The sequence below is a fragment of the uncultured Kordia sp. genome (assembly GCF_947496985.1).
In the GTDB taxonomy this organism is placed as follows: Bacteria; Bacteroidota; Bacteroidia; order Flavobacteriales; family Flavobacteriaceae; genus Kordia.
Genome location: NZ_CANMEZ010000009.1, coordinates 1 through 19,192, shown reverse-complemented (window position 1 = coordinate 19,192; position 19,192 = coordinate 1). Strand labels below are relative to the sequence as shown.

Here is a 19,192-nt window from a genome sequence, read left to right as displayed (position 1 = left end):
ATTACACAATAACAAATTTTGACACACTTCAATAAAGATCATAAAAAAACTCTCGCCATTACGACGAGAGTTTCTCCCTATTTACTAAACTAAATATGCCAACTGTTCTATTGAACTGCTTGCAATGCGTTTATATTTCCATATCCATACTGAGAATTTTTGTTTGGATAGAAATCTGCAGATTGTTTCAATCTGTTTAATACTTGTTCTTTTGTCCAACTTGGGTGTCTTGACCAAACTAAGGCTGCAATTCCTGCTGTTGTTGCTGTTGCAACAGACGATCCGCCTACGTAATCTGTTTGTCCATTATAGTACCCTAATACTGGCATTGTCCTATTTCCGTTACCATTACGTTGCATTACAACTGTGAAATCTATTTTGCTTCCTTTGTGGCAAATATCACATTCTTCATAGTAATTTGCATCAGTTACTCCTGTTACGGCAACCGTTTCACTCATGTTCGCTGGAAATATTACTCCGACAAAGTTAGTGAAAGTTGTTGAAGTTCCACCAGCTGCGAAGATTAATTTTCCTCTATTATTTGCATATCGTATAGCGTCCTTAATTCTATTTTCAGAAAATATGTTTCCGATTGACATCGAAATGATTCTTACATCACTTCTATTCCCTAAAGCTTTTAATGAATTAGCAACACCTTTTTTCTCGTGATAACCGTCTAAAAGTACGTTTTTTGTTCCACGATAGCTAATTAAATTTGCATTATATGCAACACCAACTGGCATTCCATCATTATTTCTTGGTGCTGTAGCTGCCGCAGCCATACTGGTTCCATGTCCACATCTGTCATTTGGTCCGTCTGTATTTGACGACCATGGCCACCATGAATCTACGTATAGTCCATATCTTTGTCTGTAACGTCCGGAAGAATACCCATCATTGAAACTTCCGTTCATTAACGAATTGTTTGGCGTTAATCCTGTGTCAATAACACCTATTCCAATTCCTGCACCTGTACTATAATTCCATGCATCTGGTATATTATGTACGTCAAATGTCCAAGGCACTTTTGCTCCTGGTGCAATTGTTCTGTAATCTCCAGAGTTTAGTGATTCTCCATCAAATCCACATCCTGCTCCAGATTCTGGCGTTGCTTCATGCAGCCAATATCTATATCCACTTGGCTCTACGTAACGAACTCCATCTTGTCTTAATAGGTCTTCTACAGTAGCTAAGTTTTCAACTTTTACATCAATGATATTTAATTGATCATCTTCTTCAATCAATACGTTTGCTGTTTTTTGAGCACTAACGTTTTCATTTTTTGCAATATTACTTAGTAATTGGTCTTTAATACTACCTGCATTAGAGTTTTCTTTGGTGAAGTCATTTTCATCTGCTCCAAATCCGACAGTAATAATATTGTCTCCATGAACCGCTGCACTCCAAATCATATGTGCGTCCATGTTTTTCCATTCAAATTCTATACGCTGAGCGATAGTTTCGTTGATTTTCGCATTAATTTGTTCGGGAGTTAATGCTTCTCGCTGCTCAACAACTACTACATTTTCTTCTGGTAAGGTTTCATTGATTGCCGCGTCTTTGGAACACGCAATGACGCTTAAAGCAGCCATTACTAAGACGAGCCTTAGGTTAAGATTTTTCATTCTTTTTTTATTGATTGGTTAAAATTTTAACGAATATATTAATAAATTCGCAATTTTACTATGCGCGCATTGCAAATTCGATGAAATGCAATTCCAATCAAAATTCCAATAATCATCCCTGTTAAAATATCTGAAGGATAGTGAACCCCAAAATATAATCTGCTATAAATAAATAATATTGGCCAAATGTATAGTAAGTGTATTAATGGAAGTATTTTTCGTAATACGAGCACTAAATATGTTGTTAATGCGAAAGAAACTGTTGCGTGCCCTGAGAAGAAGCTATAGTTCGTAGGTTTTATTACAATATTTAAAAATGGAGCAACAGTTGGGTCATTACAAGGACGAATTCGTTCAATTCCTATTTTAATTATTTCCACGAAAAATAAAGAGACAAACAGAATGAAAAGCCCATATCCTATGATATATTTTGCCTCTAGTTTGGTGAATTTTTTATATACTTTGTAAAAAATGAAGACTAATAATGGTACCCAATATATAAAACTTGTGATGTATACCCAGAAAGTATCAAATTGGGTTTCGCCTAAATTGTTTAGGTAAATTAATAATTCTTTGTCATATGCTAATAAATCATCTAGCATTAAAATTGCCTTTTGATAGGGCCAGACATGTCTTCGATATCTTCTTTTACTTTGTTTATTTCTTTTTGAATATCGCCAGTAATATCAGTATCTAGACCATTATCCTCTGCACTCTTTTGAATTTCGTGTTTTATTTCATTGGTAGCATTTTTCAATTGACGCATTCCTTTTCCTAGTCCTCTGGCTATTTCAGGAATTTTGTCAGCACCAAATACTAAAACTACGATTAACATAACTACGAATATTTCTCCTCCACTTATGAATAATGCCATGTGTTCTTGTATTATTATGCAAATATAGTCAAGTTAATATTATGGAATAAAAAAACCAGCAATTAAGCTGGTTTTTTTATGAATATGTAGTAAATACTACTGTTTTACTTTGTTTTCTTTAAACTTATTGAAGTCTGTATTTCCTTCTTCAGTTGGCCATGCATTGTTTGATGTATCCACATCAGCCGTTTCAAGTTTTGGATCTAATTGAAGCGTTTTGATTGCTTTGCTTGACGCGATTACAATTTTTGCGCTGTTATCATTTTTTCTCCAAATTTGAACAGGATACTTCATCATTTCAGTTGTTCCATCTTCATATGTACATTCTACGATAATTGGCATAACCAATCCTCCAGGCTTATTAAATTTAACCTCGTAGAAATATTTAGGGTCTTTCATCGTATTTCTTTCTTGTTCAGAGAAATTATCCATTAAGTATTCTTTTAACGGCGCATTTGCTTCTAAGTCTAATACTGATTTCCCTTCGTTTTCTTTTGTATAACGTACATCGTCTTCTGGAACAAAGTACACAAAATCCCCATTTTTTCCTTTTCTTGATCCTACTTGATATTTATCAACGCTTTCAATTCCTATGTCAACAAAATCAGTTGTGTAAAACCATCCTCTCCAGAACCAATCTAAATCGATTCCTGAAGCATCTTCCATTGTTCTAAAGAAATCTTCTGGAGTTGGGTGTTTGAACATCCAACGTTGAGAATATGTTTTGAATGCATGATCAAATGCTTCTCTTCCCATGACAGTTTCACGTAATATATTTAATCCTGTAGCTGGCTTTCCGTAGGCGTTTGGACCTAATTGAAATACATTTTCAGGATTTGACATGATTGGAGATAATCTTGTTTGATTTCCTTTCATGTAAGGAACTATTTTTGACGCTTCACCTCTACGTGAAGGATATTTTCCTCCTGTAGATGCTACTGATTCAGGATAGGTTTTTGCAAATTCCTGCTCAGATAAATATTGCATAAATGTATCTAAACCTTCATCCATCCAACCCCATTGACGCTCATCAGAGTTTACAATCATTGGGAAAAAGTTGTGTCCAACTTCGTGGATAATTACACTGATCATTCCAAATTTTGTACGCTCAGAATATGTTCCGTCTTCGTTTGGACGTCCATAATTCCAACAAATCATTGGATATTCCATTCCTTGATTCTTTGCGTGTACAGAGATTGCTTTGTGGTATGGATAGTCAAATGTATGTTTTGAATATGTCTCTAAAGTACTTGCTACTGCTTTTGTAGAGTATTCTTCCCAAAGTGGATTTCCTTCTTTTGGATACATTGATACAGCCATCACTTTTTTACCATTGATGTCTACTGCCTGCATGTCCCAGATAAATTTACGCGATGATGCAAAAGCAAAATCTCTTACATTTTCTGCATAGAATTTCCATGTTTTCTTTTTGTTAGAAAAGTTTTTCTCAGCAGCTTCTGCTTCTTCTTGCGTTACAATTATTACAGGCTTGTCATATGAGTTTGTGGCACGCTCATAACGCTTCATCATTTCTTTTGTGAAGACATTTTTTCTATTCTGTAATTTCCCTGTTGCATCTAAGATATGATCTGCAGGAACTGTAATATTTACTTTGTAGTTTCCGAATGGTAAAGCAAATTCACCATTTCCCCAAAACTGATAGTTTTGCCATCCTTCAACGTCATTATATACAGCCATTCTTGGGAAAAACTGAGCAATTACGTATGCATTGTTCCCATCTTTTGCAAAATGCTCAAATCCTGAACGTGCTCTGTTTTTTACGTGATTGTTGATGTTATACCACCATTTAATTGTAAATGATACTTTATCACCTGACTCTAATGTCTCAGGCAAGTCAATACGCATCATTGTTTCATTGATTGTAAACGATAATGGTTTTCCTTTAGCATCTCTTACATAATCAATATTGAAACCTCCATCAAAAGGATCTGCCACATAACTTCTTACAAATGTAGAAGCTCTTTGTAAACGCGGAATACGCTGTCCATTTTTTAAAGAAGCTTGTGAGTTTTTGGCTCTGATGTTTTGATCCAATTGTACCCAAAGGTATGCTAAATCGTCTGGTGAGTTATTTTTGTATGTAATTGTCTCAACTCCATACAGTTTTTCGTTTTTATCATCAAGCTCAATGTCCATTTCATAGTCAGCTTGTTGTTGATAGTATGCTTTCCCTGGCGCACCAGAAGCAGTTCTGTACATGTTTGGTGTAGAGAATTCTTGGTATAACTGTCTAAATTTATTTTGATTGATGTGTCCTTGCGGCTTCTTGTCGTCCTGAGTCTCCTGAGCTATTGCAAGATTCGCTCCTATAAATAGAAAAGCGAGAATGTAGAGTTGTATCCGTTTCATTAGGTTTTAAATAGGTTTGTATTTTTCAATTCGTGAAAATAATTATTTTCAACTACTATTGTTAAAAATTTAACAAACCTTTATCATTTTCTTTAACCAATAGTAAACTTTTACGTTGGTCTTTTATTTTTACGTGTACTAAATTCTGTTGATCTTCTTCTAATTCATATAAAATATCGTTTTCCACTTCTATAGAAGTAACATCTTTTATGTTTGGAATTTCTAAATAACAGATTGTTACATCATCTTCATATTTTTTTCCAATGAACGTGAATGCTTTTTGTTCTCCATTTACCCAAATTTTTAGTTTTTTCTTTAGGTATTTTTCCATCATTTGCTCTACTTCTTTTACCTTTTTTTCTGTAGTGAGTTCTTCTTTTAAATCATATCGCATTTCCATAACTTTTTGAAAATCGTCAATAAAGATACGTGTTGTAATTTGCAAAGAATTGTCAAGTTTGCTGTATTCAATATTCGTAACACTTACATAAAATTTGTGCGCTACTACAAAAGAAAACAAAGGTATTAGTAGTAGTAAGACTAGAGATTTATATGATTTCATTAATGTATTTTATCTTTATTTTTGTTGTGGCAAAGATATTCAAAAAGCGTTCCAAAAAAAGATTTCAGGAAATTAGTCTATTCTTTTGTTTTGAGAGATTCTAAAAATGTTTTGCTGTTTTTCACCATAAAATCAATCATTAAGAATTCATTTTTCTTGGTAAATATATCTTCTGATGGTAATTGATCATCACAATAATATAGAAATGCTGCTATTTTTTCTTCTGGAATGTTCAAGTTTTTGGTAAAGAATTCATTTTTATAACGATCACGAATATCATTAAAGCTTGTACGCAGATGTATTGGTTTTTCAACTTCTCGTTTTTTACCTTCTCCAATAATAGTGTTTAATAACATTCCGACTAATCCAAGTATGTTAGCACCTTGAAAATTTGCCTGATCTAGCGCTTCATTATGCACTTTGGAATACCGGTCATCTGCAAATTGATAATCTTTATATTTTGCGATTTGTTCTTCTTGGAAATCAAGAAATTTTTCTTTGTTTTCAGGACTAATTACGGCTGCATCTAATTCTTCTATTTTTTCCTTTACTTCAACCACTAAACGGTTATTTTTAAGAACTTTATTTGTAATTGTAATTTCTCTTATCGTATACTGAACCGAAGAAAAAATTAGAATATCACCTTCTTTTGCTAGTATTTCATATTCACCTTTTGCGTTGGTAGCCGTTCCTTTACTTGTAGTGTTATTTACAACATTTACACCAACTACATTTACATTTCTATAGATAACTTTACCACGCAGAATTTTCCGTTCTGTATCTTGAGCTATTACTATTGTTGAAATTAATAGACATATTAAGAGTAATTTTTGCTTCATTGTTAGTTTAGTTATTTTTGGTTTGTTTAATAGGCTTTTATAAAGATACGGTAAAGAAATTAACTATTGTCCTTAAAAAAATGCCAACATCCATTAAACTTTTGTTAAAAACTTATTATGATTACTTTTACATTATTAGAATAAACACAAGCATTTACACCTTATGAAAAATATGATCATTGCTAGTACTTCAACAATTCACGAAAGCGGTTATTTAACCTATATTCTTGATGAACTTGCTTCGTTATATAAAGATACGGAAGAAATTTTATTTATTCCCTACGCAAGACCTGGAGGAATTACCCACGATGCATATACTGCTATTGCTGCCAAAGCTTTTAAAACGATTGGAAAAACAGTTCGTGGTGCACATGAGTTTGACAACCCGAATGAAGCAGTTGCCAATGCTAAAGGAATTTTTACAGGTGGCGGAAATACATTTTTATTAGTTTCTCAGTTGTATAAAACTGAAGTTATGACTTCGCTTAGAGATGCAATTTTTAATGGAATTCCATATGTAGGAACAAGTGCTGGAAGTAATATTTGCGGACTTACCATGCAAACGACAAATGACATGCCTATTATCTATCCGCCGAGTTTTAAAACCTTAGGAACTATTCCTTTTAATATAAACCCACATTATTTAGATCCGATAGAAGGCGATACACATATGGGTGAAACGCGTGAAACACGTATTAAAGAGTTTCATAAGTTTAATACACTTCCTGTAGTTGGGATTAGAGAAGGTAGTTGGATTCGTGTAGTTGATGAAAAAGTTACGCTAGAAGGTCCACACTCTGCAAGAATATTTGAACATGAGAAAGCTCCGTATGAACTCGATTCTGGTTCAACACTCATGTTTTCATAACAAAAAAGAAAAGGTCACATAAATTTATGTGACCTTTTCTTTTTTATTATCTATCTTTTCCTACTTCACAAGGAAAGTTAGAACCTCCATTTTCACACCATTCATAGTGTGTTCCTGCTCTTCCTCCTTTTAGTGAATTTAGATCTGTTACTATAACTTTAGTTAGTTTCAATTTTTTCTGAAATTGTCTTTTTTTCATAATTATTAAAATTTTAAATTATTTAAGACAATGAAACTAAAAATAGCTTTTGAATTTCCAGTAAGGTTTTCCCATAAAAAAAGCCGATTCATATGAATCGGCTTTTTGTGGAGCGAAAGACCGGGTTCGAACCGGCGACATTCAGCTTGGAAGGCTGACGCTCTACCAACTGAGCTACTTTCGCATTGCGGGTGCAAATATAGAGAAACACTCCTTTATTTTCCAAACATTTCTTTATATTTTTTTCAAAAAATGATACCCTCGCGCTATAAATCCCTGATTATTATAGAATTTATGTGATGGAAAATTTTCCACGTATGTGTTCAATTCTATCGTAGTCACTCCTTTTTCTTTCCCATACACTTCAATCCATTCAAATAATTGCTTTCCTATTCCTTTGCTTCTGTAATTTTCTTCAATGTATACATGATCGGGTTCTAAGCTTCTTCCACAATAATGGCGTGTCATATTCCACAAACCAAAACAACCGATCAGTTGTGCATCATCATAGATGGCAAAAGCTTCATAATTCTGATCTAACATTTCAGAAAAGCGCTCTTTTAATAAATCCATTGGAACTTTTTGCGAATTCATGATATCTAAATAGGGAAGAATAATTGTGGCTTCTTCCTTATTGAGCAATTTGAACGTAATTTGCATGCTATTATTTTTTATTCAAAATTAATTTATTTCTGTAAAAAAAGAGTCTTAAATTAGTTATACTTTTGAGTATTCTGAATATAATTTGTGATTATGAAAACTAACGAATCTTTTACAATTAGAGAGATTACTGCAAAAAAAGCATATGACGTACGTCATCCTGTATTGCGTGAAGGAAAACCAATAGATGCCTGTCATTTTGAAGGAGATGATTTGCCTACCACTTTTCATTTGGGTTACTTTATAGACACACAATTAGTTGGTGTGGTTACTTTATTGGAAAATAATCATGCAACTTTGGAATCTGAAAAGGCTTTTCAATTGCGTGGAATGGCAGTATTGACTAGTTTTCAAAAAAGAGGTATTGGAGATGCTTTGGTAAAAAAGTCTGAAACAATGATACAGAAACGCGATGGCACTTTTATGTGGATGAATGCACGTGAAATTGCGGTTCGATTTTACGAAAAGTTAGGCTATCAAAAACATGGAACTCCTTTTTCTATTCCGAAAATTGGTTTACATTATGTTATGATTAAAAAGTTTAACAAAAAAGATTAACGCCTTTTTAACGCTTCAAAGAAAGGAAATAAAGTATTTTTTGAATCTAATTCTATCAATCAAAATTATATTTTATGAAAACAATACTACTCTTACTCGTTTTCACGAGCACACAATTGCTTGCTCAAAAACAAGCAACGGTTACTTTTGAAAAAGATTTTGACACAGCTCAAGCTTTTATTCATCTTCCTGATTTTAAAAATATTAATGTTCGAGATATGGCAATTTCACCAACAAATGATGAAATTTTCTTTACACTAGATGCACCAAAAAATGCCTTCAGAACTATTTTAACTTCCAAATTAATTAACGGCAAATGGTCTGATTTTACAATTGCTTCTTTTTCTGGAAAGTATCATGATATTGAACCTGCATTTTCTCCTGATGGAAAACAATTATTCTTTGCTTCTAAACGTCCAACAAACGGAGAAACTTCTCCAAAAAAAGACTATGATTTGTGGTTTCTTACAAAAGAAAACGGCAAATGGCAAAACCCAACACGCTTGCCAGAAACTATTAATACTGATAAAAACGAATATTATCCTTCAATTGCAAGTAATGGAACTATTTATTTTACGGCCGAACGAGAAGACGCCAAAGGAAAAGAAGATATTTATAAAAGTGAATTAAAAAACGGAAGCTATCAAACACCTATGAGTTTAGGAACTGGAGTGAATACAAAAACCTATGAATATAACGCGTATATAAGTCCTGATGAGACTTTCATTATTTTTGGTTCATACGGGCGAAAAGGAAGTTTAGGACGCGGTGATTTGTATATTAGTTTTCGTAAAAATCGAACTTGGGCAAAAGCAGTTTCTTTAGGAAACTTAGTTAATTCTGATCAAATAGATTATTGTCCGTTTGTAACTTTTGACAAGAAATATTTTTTCTTTACTAGTGAAAAAAATACTATCCAACAGACATATAAAAATATGTCGATGAAAAAATTAAAGGAAGTTATGAACGGAGAAGGCAATGGAACTTCAAAAATTTATTATATTCCGTTTGATAAAATAGTTAAAACACTTAAACTTGAATAGATCAAATTTCATGAAGCTACTTTGTTTGGGAACAATTGCTTTGCACAGTTTACCAAGTATGGCTTTTAATACACAAGATTCAAAAACTTTAGAACTTCTTGGTAAAGGGAATCCAACTGTTTTCGGTAAGGGATTTTCATTACGAAAAGAGGCTTATGATGCGTTTATACAAATGCGCGCTGCTGCAGAAAAAGATGGAATTTCAATTCATGTCGTTTCTAGCTATCGCAATTATGCGCATCAAAATCGTATTTGGGAACGCAAGTATAAACGTTTTACAAAACAAGGTTTAGCACCTTTAAACGCAATTAAAAAAATTATAGAGTATTCTACTATCCCAGGAACTTCAAGACACCATTGGGCAACTGACATTGATATTATTGATAAAAATGCTTCGTATAGTGGTGATGTGTTGATTCCTAAAAAATTTCATGGTGATGGACCATTTTGCAAGCTTAGAGAATGGTTAGAAAACAATGCGAATTCCTTCGGTTTTTATATCGTGTATACAGATCGTTCTGATCGTAAAGGTTTTAAGTATGAACCTTGGCATTATAGTTATGCCCCAATTTCGAAACCCATGTTACAAGCGTATAAAAAATTGGACGTTAAAAAGATGCTTCAAGCTGAAAAATTACTAGGAAGTGAGCATTTTGACGAAGATTTTATCAATTCATATATAAAAGAGAATATTTTAGATATCAATCCTCAGCTTTTAGGGTAAGTTTTGTATTTTTAAATAATCCCAATTTTAATAATCATGAGAGGAAATAAGTTTAAAATCCGTTTATTGATCGGAGTTGCTATTGTGGCATTTGCATACTTTAAAAAATGTTCTAATCAAGAAAAAAACCAATATACAGGTCGTACGCAAACTATTAGCATGTCTACGGATGAAGAAATTGCTTTAGGTTTTGCTAATCGTGACGCCATGGCACAACAACATGGTGGGTTGTATCCTGATGCTGGTGCGCAGGCACGTGTAGATTTTATTGGCGAAAAATTAGTTACCAAAAGTATGGCTAAGGAATCTAATTATCAATTTGAGTTTCATTTGCTGGCTGATAATAGAGCTATCAATGCTTTTGCATTGCCTGGCGGACAAATTTTTATTACAAATGCTTTATATAGTAAGCTAGATGACAATCAGTTAGCAGGCGTATTAGGTCATGAAATTGGACATGTTTTGGGACGACATTCCGCAGAACGAATTGCTGAGAGTGATTTTTGGAAAACCGTTTCTACAGGCGCTTCCGTTGGAGCTGACATGGGTGGTATGATTAATGGAATTGGACAACAGACTTTACTTAAAAATGGTCGTGAAGATGAGCTTGAAAGTGACGAGTTAGGCGTTGTATTAATGTTATATGCTGGATATGATCCGGAAGCTATGATTGAAGTAATGAAGATTTTAAAAGCTGCCGCTGGACCAAATAGAACTCCTGAGTTTCAAAGTACACATCCTGATCCAGAGAATAGAATTCAACGTATTAAGGAAGCTATTGAAAAGTATCGTCAGTAGTTAGGAATTAGGAATTAGGAATTAGGAAGAAATACTTTTTATTTTAAAATTGAACAATTTTGAGACCCAGTTTTACAACAGGGTTAATTCAACTTATAGTATTTTATGTACGTCTTACAGACTTTTCAACACTTAGTTTAATAAAAAGAAGAAAGCCCTAAAGTAGTCAGCTTTAGGGCTTTTATAGACTTTGAATTCATTTCTGTTAAGAACCTTAAAAATACTCGAACATTTATTAATTTTCTATAATGATAAATTCACTACGTCTATTGAGTTGATGTTCGTATTCGGAGCATGGGACTCCATTACTACATCTGTTTACGTGCCTTGTTTCTCCGTAGCCTCTGCCCGTGAGTCTACTTTCATCGATACCATTGGTTATTAAAAATTTAATCGTTGATTTGGCACGTCTTTCTGATAAATCCATATTATAATCGTCATCCGATCTACTGTCGGTATGTGAACGTACATCAATTTTCATGCCTGGATATAGTTCCATAATTGCAATTACTTTGCGTAGCTCTATTTCTGCATCTCCTCTGATAAAATCTTTGTCTAAATCAAAGTAAATTGGGTTTAATCCTAATATTTTTACTAAGTCACCACCTATGTTTGCTATTATTGGCTTTTCTAGTGTAGTGCCTTTTTTGAGGAAAAGTGTTTTTTTAACAACCTTATTCAATTCATTGGTCGTTCCAAATGATTTTTCTGCCGTTGAATAGTCTTCTTTAGCAGCTCTGATAGCGTATTGTGTATTACAGTCTAAATTGAATGCAAAGCTTCCATCATCTTTAGCAAAGGTTTGTTCTATCACATTGGTATCACCATCTAATAATAATACTTTCGCATTTGCAACTGGATTATTCGTTTGCTCGTCTAACACAACACCTTCTAATGTTTGACTGCATGTTGAAATGATTTTTTGTGTTCGTGTAAATATATAGATATCATCATCACCAACGCCACCTTCACGATTGGAAGCAACGTATCCTGTTCCTGTTGTTTCGTTAATGATAAAGGTAAAATCATCCGCTGGACTGTTGATTGGGCGACCCAAGTTGAAAACTTCCCCGAAGCCATTTGTCCTGTCAATAGTTGACACAAAAACATCTAACCCTCCCAAACCAACGTGTCCATCGGATGTAAAATATAGTTTATTGTCTTTACTTATGAATGGAAAGGTTTCTCTACTTTCCGTATTTATTTTGTCTCCTAAATTCTCTGGAGTTCCAAATTCTGTTCCATTAATTGCTACTTTATATAAGTCCGATTGTCCTTTTCCGCCAGGCATATCAGAAGCAAAGTAAAGTGTTTTTTCATCTACACTTAACGCAGGATGCGCCACCGAGTATTGATCACTATTAAATGGTAATTCTTCTACTTTCCATTCTTCACCTTCAAGCGTTGCTCTGTAGAGTTTTAATTTGTTTGTTCCTTCATCATCTTGCTTGTATTCTTTGTCGGTGTAATTGTTTCTAGTAAAATAAAACGTGTTACCATCTTTTGTGTACGCTGCTGTAGATTCGTGATATCTGGTGTTAATAACTTTTGGCATTTTTGAGATTGTACTTTTTGCATTTTCAGAAGCGATACTTATTTGATATAAATCTAGAAATGGTTGATCGTTCCAATCATGAATTCTTCTTGTTACGTTTCTGTTTGATCTGTTAGATGCAAAAATTAATCTGTTTTGATAAAATGTTGGAGCAAAGTCTGATAGTTTAGAATTGAATCCTGCATTTTCTATTTTAAATCGTCCTGATTGTTGTTCTATTTCTTCTAGATAATTACGTTCATTTACAAAGAGTTTTGCTCGATAATCTTCTCCTTTTCTTGCATAGAATTTTTCCATGATTGCATCAGAAGCCGCATATTGCTCTGTACTTTTCAGCGAAAGCGCATACCTATATAAATATTCTGATTCTATTTCTTCTGAAAAATTAAAGAGTGCGCCATACCATTTCGCGGCATTTTTATAGTCTGCTGTAAAGTAGTACGAATCTCCTAATCGGGCTAATAAATCTACTGATTGAAATCCATCTTCCGCTACTTTTAAGTATGCTTCACGGGCATCAATAAACGCGTATTTATTGTACTCATCATTTCCTTTTTGGATCTTTTTTTCTTGTGCGTTGACCGCTACGATTCCAACGATTAAGAAAACTATGATTGTGTGTATTGTTTGTCTCATATTTGCTGTTTTTTGTTGGATTAAAAGAATCTTGGTGATATCATACGTTTTTTACGATTGAAGAGTTCGAAGCGAAGAAATACTTCATACGAACCATCATTGTATTGTTGCAATTCAGTAGTTTCTCTATCATAGGCAAATCCGATCATAAATTGATCTGATACTTGAAATCCTGCCATAGCACTTAGTGCGGCGCTCCATCTATAAGCGGCTCCAAGCGTAAGTTTGTCATAGATGAGAAAATTTCCTGATAGATCTACTTGTAATGGCGCTCCTGCCACTAGTTTTACCAATGTGGCTGGCTTCAATTTTACTTCACTTGATAGATTGAATACATAGCCTGTCATTAAATAGTAATTGACACGCTCTCTTGCTGTAGCACTTGAATTGTTACTGTTAGATGATTCATCAAAGTGATCCGTTTCTAATAGATTGGGCACACTAAGTCCTAGATAAAATTTTGGTGTATGATAGTATAAACCTACTCCAAATTGTGGTGAAAAACGCCTATCAATATTTATAAATGCATCTGGATCTCCAGGATTGAAAGCTCCTGTGTTTAATCGATTCGAATCGATATCTAATAAGTGCGCTCCTGCTTTTAATCCTAAAGCCAATCTACCTTGATCTCCAACATCTAGCGTATAGCTAAAATCGATATCAATGTAGCTTTCTTTGGCTATAAATATTTCATCATTGGTAATATTGAGTCCCAATCCTACTCGTTTTCCAACTGGTGTATGCATAGAAGCTGTGAATGTTTTTGGCGCTCCATCTAATCCAACCCATTGCGTTCTGTATAATCCTAGAAAACTAAACACGTCTCTTGAACCAGCATAGGCAGGGTTTATACTCAACGTATTGTACATGTATTGTGTATACTGTGCATCCTGCTGAGCTGTTGCAATGTTAGAGAACAACACTAAAACTAGTAAAGTTATGATCGTTACATAATTTTTTTTCATAAGTGTATGTATTAGACCTACCGGAGCGTATACTCCGATAGGTGTTTGTATTGTTTTTATCTTCTATTAATGTAAAGTGGTCCTGCTTTTTCTTTACGGTTTCCGTTGCTATCCACGTATGATAATACATAGTAGTACGTTCCTACAGGTAAGCGATCGTCACGTGCAATGGTAACTCTTCCTTCTGAGTAACCTCTAAAGAATTTGTCTCCTTGACCATAGCCATCTACATCGTACACTTTAACTCCCCATCTGTTATAGATTTTTAAGTTGTTGTTAGGGAAGTTTTGAATTCCTCTGATAGTGAACACATCGTTAAGGCCATCACCATTTGGTGTTAGAATGTCAAAGATTTCTAGTTCTTGGTTAGGATCTCCGTTGTTTACTTCTACATAATCAGGAATTCCATTGTTATTGTCATCTCCTAGTTCATCACCGTTTGGAATGGTATCTCCATCACAGTTTAGAGCTAACCAAGCAGCATCTACCGTTGCTAAGTTTTGACTATTGAAATCGAAATCACAAGGATCTGCTGGATCTGTACTATCATTAGCAACTTCCACAGCATTTGTTACACCATCTCCATCACAATCTGCGTTGTTCCAGACATCTGATGTTACAGTTGTTTGGCTTCCTAAGTCAAAGCTACATGGATCAACTGGGTTGGTTCCATCTACAACTTCATCACCATTTATGACACCATCTCCATCACAGTCAACAGTATTCCAAATTGCTCCAACAGCGCTAATATCTTGGCTTGTTACATTGTAATCGCAAGGATCTTGTACTCCTGTAGCTTCTAAGATTTCGAGACCATTTGGAACTCCATCTTCATCACAATCTAAACCTTCCCAAGTGGTTGTAATTATTGTTACATCTTGGTTTGACTCGTTGTAATCACAAGGATTTTGAGCATCAGTTCCGTCAGTAACTTCCTGTCCGTTTGTAACTCCATCTCCATCACAGTCTAACATATCATATTCATCTGTTGTCATTGATGTGTTTTGACTGTTTGAGTTGAAACTACATGGATCATTTGGATCAGTGTTGTCATTGATTTCTTGTCCATTGGCAACTCCGTCACCATCACAATCTGCTGTAAGCCAAGCTCCCGAAGCCTGTGTTATATCTTGACTTGTTACTAGATAGTCACATGATTCTAATGGATCGGTCATATCTGTTACTTCCTGTCCATTGGTAACTCCATCACCATCACAATCGGCATTGTTCCATATATCTCCAACCATTGTGATATCTTGGTTCATTAGTTCATAATCACAAGGATCATTTGGATCGGTCATATCAATTGCTTCTTGACCATCATTTACTCCGTCATCATCTGTATCTGCATCTTGTGGATCGGTTGTTACTCCATTTGGATCGGCTGGTGTGGAAGGATCATCTACTCCCGTAACTTCTTCTTCATTGTTTAATCCGTCACCATCACAATCAGCATCTCCCCAAGCTGGTTCTACTGCTGTTACATCCTGACTTGCAGCTTCATAATCACATAGATCATTCGGATCCGTCATGTCAATTGCTTCTTGTCCATCACTTACTCCATCGCCATCTGTATCGTCGTCTTGTGGATCGGTTGTTACTCCATTTGGATCGGCTGGTGTTAAAGGATCATCTACGCCTGTAACTTCTTCATTATTTGTTAATCCATCATCATCACAATCAGCTTCATTCCAAACCGTTCCGACCATTGTGATATCTTGGTTCATTAGTTCATAATCACAAGGATCATTTGGATCGGTCATATCAATTGCTTCTTGACCATCATTTACTCCGTCATCATCTGTATCTGCATCTTGTGGATCGGTTGTTATTCCGTTTGGATCAGCTGGTGTAGAAGGATCATCTACTCCCGTAACTTCTTCTTCGTTGTTTAATCCGTCACCATCACAATCAGCATCTCCCCAAGCTGGTTCTACTGCTGTTACATCCTGACTTGCAGCTTCATAATCACATAGATCATTCGGATCCGTCATGTCAATTGCTTCTTGTCCATCAGTAACTCCGTCTCCATCTGTATCGTCGTCTTGTGGATCGGTTGTTACTCCATTTGGATTGGCTGGTGTGGAAGGATCATCTACGCCTGTAACTTCTTCGTTATTTGTTAATCCATCATTATCACAATCAGCTTCATTCCAAACCGTTCCGACCATTGTAATGTCTTGACTTGACATTTCATAACTACACGAATCATTTGGATTGGTCATATCAATTGCTTCTTGACCGTCATTTACTCCGTCGCCATCTGTATCTGCATCTTGTGGATCGGTTGTTATTCCGTTTGGATCGGCTGGTGTAGAAGGATTATCTACACCTGTAACTTCTTCTCCATTTGTTAAGCCATCACTATCACAATCTGTGTTTGACCAAGCTGCGTCTACTGTTGCTAAGTCTTGACTTGATGCCTGATAGTCACATGGATCATTTGGATTAGTTCCATCTAAGGCTTCTTGTCCATCACTTACTCCATCTCCATCTGTATCTTCGTCTTGTGGATCGGTTGTTACTCCATTTGGATTGGCTGGTGTTAAAGGATCATCTACGCCTGTAACTTCTTCATTATTTGTTAATCCATCATTATCACAATCAGCACTTGTCCATACTGGTTCTACTGCTGTGGTATCCTGACTTGCTACATTATAACTACACGAATCATTTGGATCAGTCATATCAATTGCTTCTTGACCATCATTTACTCCGTCGCCATCTGTATCTGTATCTTGTGGATCGGTTGTTACTCCATTTGGATCGGCTGGTGTGGAAGGATTATCTACACCTGTTACTTCTTCTCCATTTGTTAAGCCATCACTGTCACAATCTGTGTCTGACCAAGCTGTGTCTACTGTTGCTAAGTCTTGACTTGATGCCTGATAATCACATAGATCATTCGGATCCGTCATGTCAATTGCTTCTTGTCCATCACTTACTCCATCTCCATCTGTATCTTCGTCTTGTGGATCGGTTGTTACTCCATTTGGATTGGCTGGTGTTAAAGGATCATCTACGCCTGTAACTTCTTCGTTATTTGTTAATCCATCATTATCACAATCAGCACTTGTCCATACTGGTTCTACTGCTGTGATATCCTGACTTGCTACATTATAACTACACGAATCATTTGGATCAGTCATATCAATTGCTTCTTGACCATCATTTACTCCATCGCCATCTGTATCTGCATCTTGTGGATCGGTTGTTATTCCATTTGGATTGGCTGGTGTTAAAGGATCATCTACGCCTGTAACTTCTTCGTTATTTGTTAATCCATCATTATCACAATCAGCACTTGTCCATACTGGTTCTACTGCTGTGATATCCTGACTTGCTACATTATAACTACACGAATCATTTGGATCAGTCATATCAATTGCTTCTTGACCGTCATTTACTCCGTCGCCATCTGTATCTGCATCTTGTGGATCGGTTGTTATTCCGTTTGGATCGGCTGGTGTGGAAGGATTATCTACACCTGTTACTTCTTCTCCATTTGTTAAGCCATCACTATCACAATCTGTGTCTGACCAAGCTGCGTCTACTGTTGCTAAGTCTTGACTTGATGCCTGATAGTCACATGGATCATTTGGATTAGTTCCATCTAAGGCTTCTTGTCCATCACTTACTCCATCTCCATCTGTATCTTCGTCTTGTGGATCGGTTGTTACTCCATTTGGATTGGCTGGTGTGGAAGGATCATCTACGCCTGTGACTTCTTCGTTATTTGTTAATCCATCATTATCACAATCAGCTTCATTCCAAACCGTTCCGACCATTGTAATGTCTTGACTTGACATTTCATAACTACACGAATCATTTGGATCAGTCATATCAATTGCTTCTTGACCGTCATTTACTCCGTCGCCATCTGTATCTGCATCTTGTGGATCGGTTGTTATTCCGTTTGGATCGGCTGGTGTGGAAGGATTATCTACACCTGTTACTTCTTCTCCATTTGTTAAGCCATCACTATCACAATCTGTGTCTGACCAAGCTGCGTCTACTGTTGCTAAGTCTTGACTTGATGCCTGATAGTCACATGGATCATTTGGATCCGTCATGTCAGTTACTTCCTGAGCATTTGTTACACCATCTCCATCACAATCCGTATCATTCCATATTGAATCAACTGTTGTGATATCCTGATTTGCAACATTATAACTACACGAATCATTTGGATCAGTCATATCAACACCTTCTTGACCGTCATTTACTCCGTCGCCATCTGTATCTGGATCGTTCGGATCAGTTATGTTTCCATTAGGAGTAGAAGTTGTTGTAGGATCATCAATTCCCGTTATTTCTTCTCCATTATTTAGACCATCATTATCACAATCTAAAGCATTCCATGAAGCTTCAACCATTGTAATATCTTGTGTGGTTAAATCATAAACACAGGGATCTGCAGGGTCAGAATCTGTCACATCTGGATCACCATCTCCATCATCGTCATCGTCACATCCGCTTACAAGTCCATCTCCATCTATATCAACTCCTACAGTTGTTACATCAGCATTTGTTCCTATTGTGTAATCTGCTCCTATCACAAGACCACTTACATTTACACCTATTTGAGGTTCTCCAGTTCCATACGAACCACCATCATTACCATCGGCAGTTGAATTGTTGTATGCTTCATTGGCATCACTACAACCATCATCATCACTATCACTGTCTAAGAAATCTGGTAAGTTCTCTCCAACATTCCCATCACTGTCTGCTGGACTCGATACTCCCGTGCCTGCACTACTTGGGATTCCGGTGATCGGATCTGGCGTGCCATCTGCAATTCCATTATTGTCTGCATCAGTGCCGCCAGTTTCTATCGTATCATAGATTCCATCGTTGTCTGCATCTAAGTCTAAGTGGTTACTTACTCCATCGCCATCTGTATCGTATGCTGG

General features: G+C 35.7%; 16 protein-coding genes and 1 tRNA gene. 5 read left to right on the top strand and 12 right to left on the bottom strand.

Features of this window, described 5'->3' with window-relative positions; translation table 11 throughout:
* Positions 1-107: 107 nt before the first annotated feature.
* From Q0828_RS19045 to Q0828_RS19020, 6 genes are all read right to left on the bottom strand, one after another.
* Positions 108-1,625 (bottom strand): S8/S53 family peptidase, encoded by a 1,518-nt coding sequence (locus Q0828_RS19045; RefSeq protein ID WP_298425040.1) that lies wholly within the window; start codon positions 1,623-1,625, stop codon positions 108-110.
* A gap of 38 nt (positions 1,626-1,663) precedes the next feature.
* On the bottom strand, positions 1,664-2,227 hold the full coding sequence (locus tag Q0828_RS19040; RefSeq protein ID WP_298425036.1) for a phosphatase PAP2 family protein: 564 nt from the start codon (positions 2,225-2,227) through the stop codon (positions 1,664-1,666).
* Positions 2,227-2,499, bottom strand: coding sequence for a twin-arginine translocase TatA/TatE family subunit (locus Q0828_RS19035; protein ID WP_298425033.1), 273 nt, complete (start codon positions 2,497-2,499; stop codon positions 2,227-2,229). The genes Q0828_RS19040 and Q0828_RS19035 overlap by 1 nt, the downstream gene beginning before the upstream one ends.
* 96 nt (positions 2,500-2,595) lie before the next feature.
* Positions 2,596-4,869, bottom strand: a complete 2,274-nt coding sequence (locus Q0828_RS19030; protein ID WP_298425030.1) for a M1 family metallopeptidase — start codon at positions 4,867-4,869, stop codon at positions 2,596-2,598.
* 61 nt (positions 4,870-4,930) lie between these two features.
* Complete coding sequence (locus Q0828_RS19025) at positions 4,931-5,431, bottom strand: DUF6702 family protein (RefSeq protein ID WP_298425027.1); 501 nt, start codon at positions 5,429-5,431, stop codon at positions 4,931-4,933.
* A 77-nt stretch (positions 5,432-5,508) separates the two neighbouring features.
* Positions 5,509-6,270: a carboxypeptidase-like regulatory domain-containing protein gene (locus tag Q0828_RS19020; RefSeq protein WP_298425024.1), complete on the bottom strand. Its 762-nt coding sequence runs from the start codon at positions 6,268-6,270 to the stop codon at positions 5,509-5,511.
* A 163-nt stretch (positions 6,271-6,433) separates the two neighbouring features.
* Here Q0828_RS19020 and pepE point away from each other — a divergent pair, with 163 nt between their 5' ends.
* Positions 6,434-7,138 (top strand): dipeptidase PepE, encoded by a 705-nt coding sequence (pepE, locus tag Q0828_RS19015; RefSeq protein WP_298425021.1) that lies wholly within the window; start codon positions 6,434-6,436, stop codon positions 7,136-7,138.
* A 46-nt stretch (positions 7,139-7,184) separates the two neighbouring features.
* On the opposite strand, the gene Q0828_RS19010 is transcribed toward pepE, so the two are convergent.
* The 3 genes from Q0828_RS19010 to Q0828_RS19000 all read right to left on the bottom strand — a co-directional run bounded on the left by Q0828_RS19010 (position 7,185) and on the right by Q0828_RS19000 (position 7,997).
* Positions 7,185-7,337 carry a hypothetical protein gene (locus tag Q0828_RS19010; RefSeq protein ID WP_298425018.1) on the bottom strand — a complete coding sequence of 51 codons (153 nt, stop codon included), beginning with the start codon at positions 7,335-7,337 and terminating at the stop codon, positions 7,185-7,187.
* A gap of 108 nt (positions 7,338-7,445) precedes the next feature.
* A tRNA-Gly gene (locus Q0828_RS19005) sits at positions 7,446-7,521 on the bottom strand.
* 50 nt (positions 7,522-7,571) lie between these two features.
* Entirely contained in the window at positions 7,572-7,997 is a 426-nt protein-coding gene (locus Q0828_RS19000; RefSeq protein ID WP_298425015.1) for a GNAT family N-acetyltransferase, read from the bottom strand.
* Positions 7,998-8,090: 93 nt separating this feature from the next.
* On the opposite strand from Q0828_RS19000, the gene Q0828_RS18995 reads away from it, so the two are divergent.
* From Q0828_RS18995 to Q0828_RS18980, 4 genes are all read left to right on the top strand, one after another.
* Positions 8,091-8,555 (top strand): GNAT family N-acetyltransferase, encoded by a 465-nt coding sequence (locus Q0828_RS18995; protein WP_298425012.1) that lies wholly within the window; start codon positions 8,091-8,093, stop codon positions 8,553-8,555.
* Between the two features lie 74 nt (positions 8,556-8,629).
* A complete protein-coding gene (locus tag Q0828_RS18990; RefSeq protein WP_298425009.1) occupies positions 8,630-9,598 on the top strand; it encodes a hypothetical protein in 969 nt (322 codons plus the stop codon).
* 10 nt (positions 9,599-9,608) lie between these two features.
* Positions 9,609-10,322 carry a M15 family metallopeptidase gene (locus Q0828_RS18985; RefSeq protein ID WP_298425006.1) on the top strand — a complete coding sequence of 238 codons (714 nt, stop codon included), beginning with the start codon at positions 9,609-9,611 and terminating at the stop codon, positions 10,320-10,322.
* 36 nt (positions 10,323-10,358) lie between these two features.
* Positions 10,359-11,120 carry a M48 family metalloprotease gene (locus Q0828_RS18980; protein WP_298425003.1) on the top strand — a complete coding sequence of 254 codons (762 nt, stop codon included), beginning with the start codon at positions 10,359-10,361 and terminating at the stop codon, positions 11,118-11,120.
* 235 nt (positions 11,121-11,355) lie between these two features.
* On the opposite strand, the gene Q0828_RS18975 is transcribed toward Q0828_RS18980, so the two are convergent.
* From Q0828_RS18975 to Q0828_RS18965, 3 genes are all read right to left on the bottom strand, one after another.
* Positions 11,356-13,311 (bottom strand): OmpA family protein, encoded by a 1,956-nt coding sequence (locus Q0828_RS18975; protein ID WP_298425000.1) that lies wholly within the window; start codon positions 13,309-13,311, stop codon positions 11,356-11,358.
* A gap of 20 nt (positions 13,312-13,331) precedes the next feature.
* Complete coding sequence (locus Q0828_RS18970; RefSeq protein WP_298424997.1) at positions 13,332-14,276, bottom strand: type IX secretion system membrane protein PorP/SprF; 945 nt, start codon at positions 14,274-14,276, stop codon at positions 13,332-13,334.
* A 56-nt stretch (positions 14,277-14,332) separates the two neighbouring features.
* Positions 14,333-19,192, bottom strand: a 4,860-nt coding sequence (locus Q0828_RS18965; protein ID WP_298424994.1) for a gliding motility-associated C-terminal domain-containing protein, incomplete at its 5' end; no start/stop codon positions are given.